Source organism: Enterococcus sp. JNUCC 77, from assembly GCF_054819945.1.
The window spans coordinates 147,858-160,616 of record NZ_JBTHIG010000002.1; the positions used below are offsets into that span (position 1 = coordinate 147,858).

Below are 12,759 nucleotides of genomic sequence, written 5' to 3' on the forward strand. Positions count from 1 at the left end.
ATTCATCATAAGCTTTTTTGGAAAGATACGCAGCACCGGCTAATGCCCCTAGAGCAACTACACCAATTCCAATCGGTCCAGCAAGGGCGGCAATAGATGCGCCTAATCCGGCAATCCCACCAGCTCCTGCTGTAGTTGAAGCAGCAGTCCCGGCAACTGTTAATGAGGAAGTAAAAGACGCCATAGCTCTTTTTTCAGCGGCTTTGGCCATCAAATCTACTACACTATTATTTAATACACCGATAGCACTTCTTGTCTTACCAGTTACTTTGATAACTGTGCCAAGACCTTTAGTTACAGGACCAATTCCTGCAGCAATAGCTATCCACTTCATAATATTTTGTTGTTGTTCTTGGTCAAGATTAGAAAAAGCTTTTGCTAAATCTCCTAAGTTTTTCAATAGAGGTTTCGAAGCTTTCAAACCATCTCTCAAAGCATCGACTAATGGACCACCTAAATCAATTGCAGTGTTGTATATTTCATTTTTTAACATTGCTAATTTTGATTCGGTTGTTTCATACCGTGTCGAAGCTTCGTCAGTCAATGCCGTATTTTCTTTCCAGGCAGTGTTAGACATTTTAACAGCACTCGTCATTGTATCTGACGCCAATGCTAATGACTTCAACATATTTGATTGGCGTATTCCAGACAATCCCATTTCATCCAAGACTATTGTTGCACTCTCGCCCTGTTCATCTAATTTTCCTAGTCCTTGAATAAATGCTTGAACGGCTTTAATAGGTTTATCTTTCCACATTGATGCAAATTCTTCTGAAGATACTCCCGCTAACTTGGCAAATTGTTGAAGACTTTCTCCTCCCTGTAGAGCTGCTTTTTCCATTGCAGAGAGTGTCTGAGTCATCGCCGTGCCGCCAGCTTCTGCTTCAATACCAACTGAACTCATTGAAGTTGCCAATCCTAAAATCTCCTGGTTAGTCAGTCCTGCTAGTGTTCCTGCAGAAGCTAATCGATTGGCCATCATGACGATATCATTTTCAGTTGTCGCAAAGTTATTCCCCAAAGCTACAACAGATGAACCAAATCGTTGATATTCATCAGCCGTTAATCCGGTAATATTTGCAATTTTAGCTATTGCTGTTGCTGCGTCTTCAGCAGACAAGTTAGTTGATTCACCCATATCAATCATAGTTTTAGTGAATCCTACTACATCCTCTGTTTTAATTCCTAATTGACCTGCTGCCTCAGCAACAGAGGCAATTTCAGTATGAGTTGAAGGTAATTGTGTTGTAAGTTTTCTTAGTCCATTTTCTAAATCTGAATAAGAATAGACAACTTGTCCGTTAGAATTAACTACCTCATCATTGGTCTTTTTAACCCCTGCAAAATCACTTTCCCAAGTCATTGCAGCTTTAGTAACTGCAGCAGCTCCAGCTAATATCGGAGCTGTAACGCCTAAAGTGAGAGCTGTACCCGCGCTAGAAACTTTATCACCATAGCTTTGAATCTTTTTCCCAGATTCAATATATGCATCACCGTGTTGTTTCAGCCATCCTGTGGCACCTTCAGTTTCGACTTTCAACCTTGCCATTTGTCCTACAGTCTCTTTCATCTGAGCTTCATAACTTGCTGACCTAGCCTGCGCTTGGTTTAATTGATTAGCATATTTTGTGGTTGAAGCAGTCGCATTCCCACTCGCATCAAAACTATCTTTGTATGCTTGATTTAATAGTTCGACTTGCTTCTCATTAGCCTCAATTATTCCTGAAAGACCAGAATATTTAGACTGAAGAGCACCTAATGAATTTCCAGAAGAATTCATAATTTGCATCTGAGCTTTCATTGCTTTAGTTTGATGATTTACTGCATTCTTTGCGCCTGCCAAACCCTTAGAAAAAGCGGAACTATCTAAATCCAATTTGACAATCATATTGCCAAGCGGTTTTCCTGTTGCCATAGTTTTCCTCCTTTCCTAAATAGATTTAATGAAGTCTTTAAGAGATACTTCTTTTGATTTCTCTGGTTCTTTTTGTGAAAATACAATATTTACCAAAGCTTCATAGTCTGCCTCTTCAATTGATTCAAGAGTCCAACCAGCTTCGATCAATTTTCGATACATTTCGTAATACTCTTTTTGCGCTTCTTCAGCGGTTACTTTTTTGCCTCTGGATCTGGAATTTCTTCGATGCCCATTACTTTCATCCAGATGCCATTTAGAGTTGGAAAAATTTGATCGCTCTCTAATCCGTCAAGAAGAGAATCTTCAGTTACTTTTTTGTCATCAAACAAATCAACTGTAAATTCAATTAACGCGTCGAGTTGATCACCCATATCAGAATCTTTGTCTTGCATTTTCCGATTTGCTTCAATAGCTTTTCTAATAGCACGAGCTTTGATTTTCGTTTTTTCAAAAACAACTTTCTCTTCTTTTTCGTTTTCTAAAATTAATTGAACTTTTGCCATCTATCTTTCCTCCTAAATAATAAAAAAATAAAGACTAGTCATAACGACTAGCCTTCAATCAGTTTTAATAAGTCTTCTTTTTTAGTCACACCAGAAAAATCTATTCCCTGTGCTGTTAAATACTGTTTAATTTCAGCTATTGTATTATCCATTGTTGGTTTTTCATCAATAGATAACGAAGCCGGCGACTGAGCAGCTAAGACTGTGAATCCTGGTATATCAACTTTTTCAGATTCTTTGCCATTTAGTACCCGAACTGCTTTATAATCTCCTGAATTGACAACTGTATCTGCTGCTAATCCAGTAATAGCGAGAGGACTTTCTCCTTCCGCTACTACACTTGTACCTTTATAAATTTTAAACATGAAAGCCCTCCTAGTTTAATTGAACCACTGCCCCGTCAGCAGTCGGTGAAACTTCACCGATTTCAGGGATTGTTACTTTGTTGTTGGAAAAGTTAATGCTGTTAATGCTTCAATTGCTGAAGTTTCGTCACCAAAGTATTTAGCTACTGATTGTCCTTTCGCATCGCCTTCTTGATCGTTGGCAATTGCAGTAAACACATACTCTTCAGCTTCCGGTTCAAAGGCTTCATTTGTTGTTGTATTTAAATTAATTGCTTCACGACTAAATTTCCCTTTAAAGATTGAAAGCATCGCAGTCTCACCATTTAAATCACTAGATTCCATTAAAACTGCACAATATGGTGGTTCACTATCTTCACCTAAAAAACTAATACCAGAAGCAACAGTTTTGTAGCCCAAAATCAAGTCATTCAATTTTTCTGGTAAATCTAATAAACCAAAATTGGCACTAACATCGCCTGTACCACGCTGAGAAATATAGTAAGCAATATCTGAGCCATAAACTTTTGTAGCTTCTTTACTTAAGCCACTGATTTCTGCTGAAACTGTGGCACCTTGGTCTTGTTTACCTTCGATTACATATTTGTTTGCTGCTGGAATTTTTCCGTCCTTATCAAAAATTCCGATTGTCATTTTTCTAAATCCTACTAATGTCATTGATTATTCCTCCTATTTTTTGACGCAAAAAAAGACACTGATTAATTTTTTCAGTGTCTTGTTCCTCTATTTGATTAATAATTCGTGTCATATAAAGCTGTGTTTCCTATAAACCGTCTTGCATCGACAAAACGTTTTGTTTCTTCGAAATATTCATCTAGCCCTTGACCAGACATTTGGCCAAATCCAAGACTTTTCATTTCTTTTTTAATTTGAAACTGTATTTCTTTACAAACATTACGATATTTAGCCTCCACATCAATCTGAATTATGTGTTGAATAGATAATTCAGCATCAGATCCATGTATAACCTCATTTGGTACATCTACCGGTCTGATTGTTAAGAAAACACCTGATTTATCTCCATTTTCGGGATAGATATAATACTTAATTCGGTAGTTTCCAGAATCATCTTTAGTCATTGAAGCAATATATGTGTTAGAAATAAGTCTTTGGTAAATTGTGTTAAGCATATCCTTCATAAACTCTTTTTGACCTCCTCAGCTACCGTATTTAAGTAATCTTTTTCTGATGCTTTAAGCGATTTAGATATTACTCCGAAACCGCGTGGTTTAATCTGTTTCCCGTTTCTTGTGTACCCAAACTCATTCAGATGTATAATTCGATATCTTTCATGAGGGCCATTCCAACCAATTTCAGCCTCAGCATTATAGTTTTTGTATGTTGCATTTTTTCGAACGACTTCGTCAATCGTGTATCCTTTGTCCTTAAAAACCAACATGTCTTGTTGCATTTTCTTTTCAACTTTTTCTGCTCCTGCATTAATAGCTTTACGAGTAATATTTTTTACTTTTTTCTCACCAAGACTTTTTTCAAGAGAACTGATGGTTTCTTTAATTCCTTCAAATTCAACATTACTCATCGTTCGTCACTCCTAGAAGGATGGTAATAAATTGGCTTTCTGCTATATCGTTTCTCACATCGATAATATTCCAACGATCTTTCATCCTATAGTCCAAGATTTCAACATAATGTTTATTCGAGGGCATATACTTTCCACGAGGATCACGAATCACTACTGTAACAGCTTTTTTTGTTCCCTTTCCATTTAAGATTTCTAAGTCTTTCATGGAAGGATCGTAAATTTCTGCTCGTGTTTTAAAAAGAATCTCTTTTTCTTCTTCCCCTGGTTCCGGACCTTCATGATCTTGATATTCCCAGAAGTGAATTATAGTGTTTAATTTACCTGTTCTACTCTTCCTCATTAGTATCACCTTCTTTAAAAACCAAATAACTAGCTTTTAGCTGAAGAATGATTGAAGTAAAACCCAAGTCGTACTCTCTCAATGCGCCATTTTGTGTCGTTGACTCAATAGTTGCAGAGCCGGCATGATAGTAGTGATCTGTAAGGAGAAGAATAGATAGATTAACCAGCTCGATTAGCTCATTATCTTGTAAATAAAAAGAAGGCTTATCATTTCCGATAGCCCCCTTTATATACGCAATAGCTGCCATAGTTGCACGCTTAATTCCGATATCATCATCCGAAAAATCTTCTCGAATTGCCGCTTTAATCTCATCGAGATCATTTGTAGGGTTTAAAATCATACTGATTCCCCCTAACTTAATTCAATTGTTGCCCCATCAGCTGTTGGGGTTACCTTCCCCACAATAGCTGGGGCTACGCTTTTTTTGCTAAACGGAAAGCAGATGCTAGCTTAATTTGGTGGTCGAACCAAGCTGTCACAACGAATAAATTAATACCAGTCTTAATATCTTTATCTTGTTCATAAGTTGCACCAATATCGTAGTTAAAGTGAGAATAAGAAAAATCACCTACGACTGGTGTAACTGCAGCATCAGTAAAGATTACTGGTTTTCCTAAAATTTGTTCAGGTTGTGCCGTGTATAAAGTAGCATTTCCGTTTGCTAAAGTTTCAATGATATTTAAGTAATCGGCGTATTTCATCATAATTTTTGCATTTTCACGGTAGTCCTCATGCAAATCGGCAATAGCTGCTTTGATTGCTTTATAAAGATCGGCTCCAGTAACTTCTTTGATATTAACCACAGTTTTATCATAGAAACTCATGTGCTCCTCACCAGTTTTAGGAGTTTCAGCAAAAGCAACTTTACGTTCTTTGGCAGCCACACCAGATTGCAGATTCATTTCTACAGTAGATACTAAGTTCGTATTTGTTCCTGAAAGAATTGTTTCAGAAATACCTGTGAATACTTTGAATTTGTGGCGAGTAAATACAACATTATCTCCTTTGGCTTCTAATTCTTTTGCTGTCTGCATATCAGCAATAAAATCATCATCATCTAAAGTGAATGTTACTTTAGGAATCTCAAGATTTGGAATACTAGTGATTGTTGACACCTCACGTAAAGGATTCTTCACAGTTGGTTCAGAAATAATCCCTGTAGCAACAGTTTTTGGTAAAAATTTACCACCCTTAGAAGTATCATCGTCTCCTAATACCTGCAGTACGTCTTTTGAAACACTTTCTTTTGCAATAGTTTTACGAATTAATTCTGCTTTCGCATCGATGACTTTTTGTTTAGGATCTTCGGAAGATGTAAATTGGCCTTTTGATAAGTTAGCCTTTTGTTCCATCTCCATTTGATCATGTTGAGCCTTAACGATATCAAATCGTTGCTGTAAATCTTCTTTTCCCTTTTGCATTTGAACCAACTCTTCTGCTGAAGTTGCTGGATCAGTAGCTTTTTGCATAATCGTGTCATTTTGTTTTTGGATTTGTTGGCCTAAAGTAGCCATATCCTGTTTTAATTCAAAAATTGTTTTCATCTATAGTCCTCCTAAAATATTGCCCATTAGGGCATTGCTCCGTTTTGCATTTTGTATAATTAGTTCTCTTCGTTCATCATGCACTTCTTGTTTTACTTGTAAAAAATCATTCGGTACTTTTTGATAGGCACTGAAAAGTTTCTCACTTACTGAAGCAGCGATCTGATTAGCGCTCGTTACTGTGTCGCATAAACCGAAATTGAATGCTTCCTCAGCCGTTAACCAAGTCTCTTCATCCATGATTTCCTTGATTTTTTCCTCAGTCAGTTTTTCTCCTGCTTTTGCTAGATAAGTCACTACTGAAGACTCGGAAATCTTGTCTAAATCATCAGCTTGTTTTCTTAACTCTTTGGCGTTTCCCATGGATATAGTCCAAGGATTATGAATCATCATCATGCTATTTTCAGGCATAACTACCTCATCACAGCTAGAAACAATTACACTTGCAATAGAAGCTGCTAAAGCATCCACATAAGCAGTGACATGCGCTTTGTGTTGTTTCAACATATTTCCGATTGCAATTCCTTCGAATACTGATCCTCCTGGAGAATTGATGTGCAGATTAATTTGATTAATTTCTCCCAGGCTTCTTAAATCTTTTTGGAAACTTGCTGCTGTTGTATCCGTATCGTCCCATTTGTTGGAAACTATCTCTCCAAAAATATAAATCTCGGCTTCTGACTTATTTGCCGATTGTTTTACTTCCCAAAATTTTTTCATCTCAACCCTCCTTTCAAGGCAAAATAAAAAGACCTAGTCTTCTTTGACTACGTCTTGATTACTGCTATTATTTGATTTTCTTAAAGAAGGATCCATATCCTGTGGATACATATCTCCTGAAATCCATAACTCAGAAGCTTTACCACCTCGAGGAGGCATCTCCTCAAGCATTCTCGCTTCATCTGGTACCATCCAGCCATCACGAATCCCACCATGATAAAATTTCTGTCGAGCGTCTGAATCGCCTCTCAATAAACCCATTAAGTTAAATTTGAAGTAGTAACCTTTTACACGTTCATTTTTAAGGAGTATTTTCTTATTAAATTCACGTTCATACTGCTTAACAATAGGTGTTAAGGTCATGTTTACAAATAGCTGCATCAGTTGTTCATTGGATGAAAAACTACTGCTATCTGAATTTAAGAAAATACTTGGCACATTATAAACATTGGCAATTCGATCTCTAGTAATACCTTCAGTGATTTTCATATCGGTAGCCACAAAGTTACGTTTCATCTCCTCAATCGTAACTCCAGGTTCCTGAATAAGAATTCCACCATTTTCTTCATAGAACATTTTGAAATTATCGATAATGGCTTGTTTCTTTTTGTCATCAACGCTAGTATCATATTTTAGAATGAATGAATCTCTAATAGATTCCATCTCTTTTAACGAAAATGTTCGAACTGCTTTATCAAAATCATTTGAATTTTTTAATACAGCTACAGGACTAATACCTTTCCAATTTCCATTACCAGCAATATGCCTAACATGAATCATATCTGAATTATGAAAAAAATAGGTTTTACCATTATTATTTACCCGGTACCATAGCTCATTTGTCGTTTCTTCAAGTACCGGTTCCACATAATTAGGATTAAATGGTACTAGTTGTTCAAACAAACCTCGAATATCCCTGAAAATCAGGGCATATCCATTCCCATTAGTATTTCTACTTACTTCCATTACATTGAATATTTGATCTAATGTCTGATTATTATTTGGGCAATACATCAGCTTATCCATCGATTCGTCAAATTGCTGTTCATAGCTCAAGTATTTCTTAAACGGCAAGCTAGAAACTGTGTTTGCTAACCGTGACACTACTGAAAAGATATTTTCGTTTGTTTCCAGTGTGGAGTTTTCGATACCGAAAAAAGTTTTCCCAAACCACTGTTTAAAATTACTATTTGTCTGATAGTTTTTTATTACTGATTGCCTGATAAACCTTGGTGTCATTCGATTGATAATTTTTTGAAATCTATTCATCTCTACCCTCCTTTCATCATGTCACGAATACTGATAAATCCAATATTTCCTGTTTGTTTAGACTTATTCGCGAACATCTCTACCACACTGACATGACTATTAAGCATGGCAGCAAAGCCATCAATTTTTCTATTTTTAGATTGTTTAGTAGGCATCCAGTTATTATTTCTATCTTGAACTAGTTTTACATTTGATAAATACCATCTGAATATTTTTTGATTATTAAAAATGACTTTTCCATCCAGAAATCTTTCCTTTAAATCTTTCATTGGACCACCTAATGTAATAAAACCTTGAATAGCTTCTTCCATTACAAAGCCGTAATCAATCATTTTTTGGTTAAGAATTAAGCTATTTCTTCTGTCGTAACGAACCTTTAGTATTTTAAATTTTTTCGACTGTTCAACGAACCAATCAAACACGAAATCATAATCAACATAATTGCCTGGTGTCACTGTTAAATCGCCTGTTTTAATCCATGAATCTAGCCGTTGTTTGTTATTATCATTGTTATAACGCTCTTGTGAAATCCAACTATGCTCTAAAACAGCAATTTCTCCAGTTTCATACACTGGAAATTCTAAATTGGCAGAAGTGAAATCCTGTGTTTCTGATAAATCATAACCGCCCACGCATTCCTGATTAATTAGTGAGTCCCATTCAACTATCTTGTCGTTTTTATTGATCGTTTGCATGTCTAAGAAAGACAGTTCATCAATGTCAGAAAACAAGTTAAACTGCTTGGTTATCCAATCAGCTCTTTCTTGTGGGCTATTTCTTTCAGTCTTCCAGTCAGTTACTAAATCAATAAACGACATCAAACCAAGATTCGGGTTGGCTTTAATCCAATTTCTAGGATCGTCTGCCTCAGAAATATCATCAAGTTTAGCAATAAAATAAAAAACCCGTTCGTCTAGCCCATCTTCAAGATGTTCTAAACAATCGAGTGCATTGTCATAATATTGCATTAATGGGCCGTCTAATACATATCCGGCTGTAGTAATATATACAATTAAAGGCTGTCTTCTAGTACCACGAGATTTCTTAATAACATTGATTAATTTAAAATTTATAAATTCATGAATCTCATCAAAGATAGCAAAATGAGTATTTAATCCATCAAGCTTTTTACTATCCGAAGCTCTTGCCTCCATTTTGGAGAAAGTGGCTTCATCTTTAATTACAGACCGTTGTGGCTTATATTTCGTATCAAGTAATGGTGACTGTTTCACCATTTCTTTTGCTTTGTCAAATAAGATCGATGCTTGATCTTTGGCATTCGCTAGTACATAAACGTTTGCACCTTGTTCTCGATCATACCCAAGCATATAAGCAGATAAACCGCTTATTAACGATGTTTTTCCATTCTTTCTGCCAACAAAGGTTAAAGCTTCACGAAAGCGTCTTATACCAGTGTCTTTATGAACCCATCCAAATATTGAACCTACAATGAAATGTTGCCACGGCTGTAAAATAAATCGCTCAAAATCACCTTCAGTTGGTCGACAGTTATCCTCAATAAAGCGTATAGGTCTATGACCAGCTTCTTCATCAAAGATCCAAGGAAAGCCTTCTGTTCCCTGCCTTTCTAAATCCAACATATGACGTTTAGCTGCAGAAATGTTTTCTTTACTTGCTGGAATTGAATCATCAATAAGTCGTTCAGCGTACCAAGTGGTCAATAATTCAGGATACGGCTCTAACAGAATACCACCCCAAGAAGCTTGTTCATCCTTGTAGTTAGTCCACCATTTTTCCAGTTTAGAATAAGATAGATTCATCAAGTCCATTCTGAATCATCTCCATCGTCCTGAGCTAGTTTAATCGCTAGCTTTGCTCTGGCAGAAGGTGATAAACCTAAATCACTTCCTATTGATCTGAGATTCTTGGAACATGTGTCTAGCTGCTTTAACAATGGATTTCCAATTTCTTCAGGATTCTCTGCTTGGTAAAGTGCTGCTTGAGATTGTAGCTGTACTTGTTGCGAGTACCAATAACAGTAAGTTGAGAGAGCATGAACGTCGCCGTTAGTAAGAAGTTCAATCTCAAGTAACTCTTTCCTTAAAAAAGAAAAAGCCTCTTTGGCAGTTTTATCTAACCAGTCAGGAGGCTTAATTTTATTTGTATTCATTTTTAACTTGTCTTCGGCTCTTGCTCTTTTCTTCAGCTCTCCTATATTTTTCTTATTAGGATTTCCGTTTAAGAGTTGTAATTTCGCACTTTTTGCTGGTTGGGGCATGTTTTCACCTTCTTTCAAAATCTCACATTTTATTTCTGTTGATCATAAATATCAGATGCTGAAACATCAGATTTTATTTCATCTGATAAAAATGCTAATCCTGCCCCAATCAATTTTTGAGACACTGGAATTTCTGGATTTAAACCACCCAAAGTTAAGTACATAGTTGTATTAGGATACTTTTTTAGCATTCTTTGTAATGATATATAGGTATCTTTTGCCCATTTCTTCTTCGGTACACTTTTAGCTTGTATTCGAATTTTAGACAATTCATTTTTTACGTATTTTAATTCTTCATTTAATAAATTTATTTCAATTTCATTATTCTTGTAGTCCTCTTTTAAGTTATCAATATTTTTCTGAAAAGTTTCTTCCATTTCCTTAACAAGTTTTGTGACCTGATTAATTTCATTTTCTGACAAAAGTTCATTATCAGTTATTTCAGATTCATCAATTTTTTTTATGAATTTCGAAATATTTGACCCTATTTTATTATCTGATTTTAATTTATTTCTATGATTTATAATTTGAATTCTCTTGAGCCATCTAGATATGGAGTATTCAATTTCATCCACTGAATAATTAGAGAGACTGTCTTCCTGTATTGTTTTGAATTCGCCTGGAGATTGCACAAGTGATACAGTGACTTGATTTTCAAAAATGCACAAGAAGTTTTCGGGGTTTACAATACTTACAACATACAGTATCGTTGCTGTTCTATCCTCCGTGATGTAGACATTTATAATGTCTGCTACATCAGAAACATAACCTTCTCCAATTAAGAATTCTTCAATTATAAATCCTGTCATTTCAATTGCTTTTTCTATGGTATGGTACATTATCTCATTATAAAACATTGCTATTCTCCTTTTTAATAAGTATATCAATTCCTTATCATCAAAAGAAGGATTATTTTAAAAAGCGGTAAAAGTGTAAAGGAAGGAGCGCACCGGTCTGGCGCCTCTTTCTTTTTTTCTTTTTCAGGTAGGGGGGCTATCATTTTGGCTCAACATAATCTATATCTAAACGGATATTTTCATTTTCTATACTTGATTTTGTCTCTACTCTTGAACTGGTATCAAAATAAGCTGACTCCACAATAACTTTACCTGTAAGAATATCCGACTTAAAACTCACTAACCTTTTAATTACTTCGTCTAACCACTCAATTTGTTGCATTTTTAAATTATTCTCTCGTGGCATAAAACTTCACTACCTTTCTTTTGGTTTTTATTTTCTTTTCTCCTCCAGACTTCTCTGGATGCTCTTTATTGTGACAAGCAAGACAAACAAGCTCTAGGTTATCTTTATCCCAGAACTTAGTTACATCCTCTCTAGCTTCTATTAGATGATGGACAACCACACCTCTTGTTATGATGCCTCTTCTCTTACACTCTTGGCATAAGCCATAGTCACGACTGATTATTACTTCTCTCAGTCTTTGCCATCGGTGAGTCTTATAGAGTTTGGCTACATCATCCATAACTCTCTGGTTTATCTTAGTCATCTCCCTTCAACAATTATCTTCTAAAATATATTGAATTAATTATCAAAAACTATTTACACGTATTATTATACGTGTTATAATATATTTATAGAAAGGAGATAGACAATGAAAGCAAAGGAAATCATAAAGATTCTTGAAGCCGATGGCTGGTACGAAAAGAATCAGAAAGGAAGTCACAAACATTTTCTTCACCCAACTAAAAAGGGAAAAGTTACAGTTCCTGAACATGGTAGTAAAGACATACCAAAAGGAACAGCAAGTAACATCTTGAAGCAAGCGGGCTTGAAATAAAGCCCGTGACCTTCTCGGGTGCTTTCATATCTATCTCCACTGAGAAAGGAGAAACACAATGTATATTTACTATGCTTTATTTAATCTAGCTGATGATGGGATTAATGTAGAGTTCCCAGGACTAGACGGCGCCTTTACTTTTGGCTCTGATATGCATGATGCTTTATACATGGCTAAAGACTTATTAGCTGGTTGGCTTATCAATGCACAAGATGACAGTGAGGAAATCCCTGAACCATTACAACCATCAGATATTACTATTCCTGATGGCGACTTATTAATTCCCATTGAAGTGAACACCGATATCTATCGATTAAAGTTTGACAACAAAGCTATCAAGAAAACTTTAACTATCCCACGTTACTTAGATGCTTTAGGTAAACAAGAAGATATTAACTTTTCTCTTTTGCTTACTGAAGCATTGAAGGATAAATTAGGAGTCTAGCATTTGCTAGGCTTCTTTTTATTGCAAAATAAAAAATCGCCGAAGCGATTTAATTTATAATAGGCAAATGAT

The 12,759-nt window shown here is 35.7% G+C and carries 18 protein-coding genes and 1 pseudogene; 2 read left to right on the forward strand and 17 right to left on the reverse strand.

Annotated features, from left to right (window positions below):
- Positions 1-307 precede the first annotated feature (307 nt).
- From ACVWNY_RS13580 to ACVWNY_RS13660, 17 genes and pseudogenes are all read right to left on the reverse strand, one after another.
- Positions 308-1,915 (reverse strand): annotated as a pseudogene (locus ACVWNY_RS13580) (phage tail tape measure protein); the annotation flags it as partial.
- A gap of 15 nt (positions 1,916-1,930) precedes the next feature.
- Entirely contained in the window at positions 1,931-2,077 is a 147-nt protein-coding gene (locus ACVWNY_RS13585) for a hypothetical protein (RefSeq protein ID WP_454072138.1), read from the reverse strand.
- 32 nt (positions 2,078-2,109) lie between these two features.
- Positions 2,110-2,421, reverse strand: a complete 312-nt coding sequence (gpG, locus tag ACVWNY_RS13590) for a phage tail assembly chaperone G (protein ID WP_454072139.1) — start codon at positions 2,419-2,421, stop codon at positions 2,110-2,112.
- A 47-nt stretch (positions 2,422-2,468) separates the two neighbouring features.
- Positions 2,469-2,786 carry a hypothetical protein gene (locus ACVWNY_RS13595; protein ID WP_454072140.1) on the reverse strand — a complete coding sequence of 106 codons (318 nt, stop codon included), beginning with the start codon at positions 2,784-2,786 and terminating at the stop codon, positions 2,469-2,471.
- 72 nt (positions 2,787-2,858) lie between these two features.
- Entirely contained in the window at positions 2,859-3,443 is a 585-nt protein-coding gene (locus tag ACVWNY_RS13600) for a major tail protein (protein WP_454072141.1), read from the reverse strand.
- A gap of 74 nt (positions 3,444-3,517) precedes the next feature.
- Entirely contained in the window at positions 3,518-3,925 is a 408-nt protein-coding gene (locus ACVWNY_RS13605) for a hypothetical protein (RefSeq protein ID WP_454072142.1), read from the reverse strand.
- On the reverse strand, positions 3,922-4,326 hold the full coding sequence (locus ACVWNY_RS13610; protein ID WP_454072143.1) for an HK97-gp10 family putative phage morphogenesis protein: 405 nt from the start codon (positions 4,324-4,326) through the stop codon (positions 3,922-3,924). Before ACVWNY_RS13610 ends, ACVWNY_RS13605 begins: the two co-directional genes overlap by 4 nt.
- Positions 4,319-4,669, reverse strand: a complete 351-nt coding sequence (locus ACVWNY_RS13615; protein ID WP_454072144.1) for a phage head-tail adapter protein — start codon at positions 4,667-4,669, stop codon at positions 4,319-4,321. Before ACVWNY_RS13615 ends, ACVWNY_RS13610 begins: the two co-directional genes overlap by 8 nt.
- Positions 4,656-5,012: a head-tail connector protein gene (locus ACVWNY_RS13620; RefSeq protein WP_454072145.1), complete on the reverse strand. Its 357-nt coding sequence runs from the start codon at positions 5,010-5,012 to the stop codon at positions 4,656-4,658. Before ACVWNY_RS13620 ends, ACVWNY_RS13615 begins: the two co-directional genes overlap by 14 nt.
- 73 nt (positions 5,013-5,085) lie before the next feature.
- The gene (locus ACVWNY_RS13625) at positions 5,086-6,216 is read right to left on the reverse strand and encodes a phage major capsid protein (RefSeq protein ID WP_454072146.1); all 1,131 of its coding nucleotides are present in this window, start codon (positions 6,214-6,216) and stop codon (positions 5,086-5,088) included.
- Complete coding sequence (locus ACVWNY_RS13630) at positions 6,217-6,936, reverse strand: head maturation protease, ClpP-related (RefSeq protein ID WP_454072147.1); 720 nt, start codon at positions 6,934-6,936, stop codon at positions 6,217-6,219.
- A 33-nt stretch (positions 6,937-6,969) separates the two neighbouring features.
- Positions 6,970-8,205: a phage portal protein gene (locus ACVWNY_RS13635; protein ID WP_454072148.1), complete on the reverse strand. Its 1,236-nt coding sequence runs from the start codon at positions 8,203-8,205 to the stop codon at positions 6,970-6,972.
- Between the two features lie 2 nt (positions 8,206-8,207).
- Positions 8,208-9,995, reverse strand: a complete 1,788-nt coding sequence (locus tag ACVWNY_RS13640) for a terminase large subunit (RefSeq protein WP_454072149.1) — start codon at positions 9,993-9,995, stop codon at positions 8,208-8,210.
- Positions 9,986-10,444: a phage terminase small subunit P27 family gene (locus ACVWNY_RS13645; protein ID WP_454072150.1), complete on the reverse strand. Its 459-nt coding sequence runs from the start codon at positions 10,442-10,444 to the stop codon at positions 9,986-9,988. The genes ACVWNY_RS13640 and ACVWNY_RS13645 overlap by 10 nt, the downstream gene beginning before the upstream one ends.
- Before the next feature lie 29 nt (positions 10,445-10,473).
- A complete protein-coding gene (locus ACVWNY_RS13650; RefSeq protein ID WP_454072151.1) occupies positions 10,474-11,301 on the reverse strand; it encodes a hypothetical protein in 828 nt (275 codons plus the stop codon).
- A gap of 139 nt (positions 11,302-11,440) precedes the next feature.
- Positions 11,441-11,647 carry a hypothetical protein gene (locus ACVWNY_RS13655; protein ID WP_461211739.1) on the reverse strand — a complete coding sequence of 69 codons (207 nt, stop codon included), beginning with the start codon at positions 11,645-11,647 and terminating at the stop codon, positions 11,441-11,443.
- Entirely contained in the window at positions 11,631-11,951 is a 321-nt protein-coding gene (locus ACVWNY_RS13660; protein WP_461211740.1) for an HNH endonuclease, read from the reverse strand. The genes ACVWNY_RS13655 and ACVWNY_RS13660 overlap by 17 nt, the downstream gene beginning before the upstream one ends.
- Positions 11,952-12,056: 105 nt before the next feature.
- Here ACVWNY_RS13660 and ACVWNY_RS13665 point away from each other — a divergent pair, with 105 nt between their 5' ends.
- Together ACVWNY_RS13665 and ACVWNY_RS13670 are read left to right on the forward strand one after the other, a co-directional pair.
- Entirely contained in the window at positions 12,057-12,242 is a 186-nt protein-coding gene (locus tag ACVWNY_RS13665; RefSeq protein WP_438720422.1) for a type II toxin-antitoxin system HicA family toxin, read from the forward strand.
- 58 nt (positions 12,243-12,300) lie between these two features.
- A complete protein-coding gene (locus tag ACVWNY_RS13670; protein WP_454072154.1) occupies positions 12,301-12,687 on the forward strand; it encodes a type II toxin-antitoxin system HicB family antitoxin in 387 nt (128 codons plus the stop codon).
- Positions 12,688-12,759: the final 72 nt, after the last annotated feature.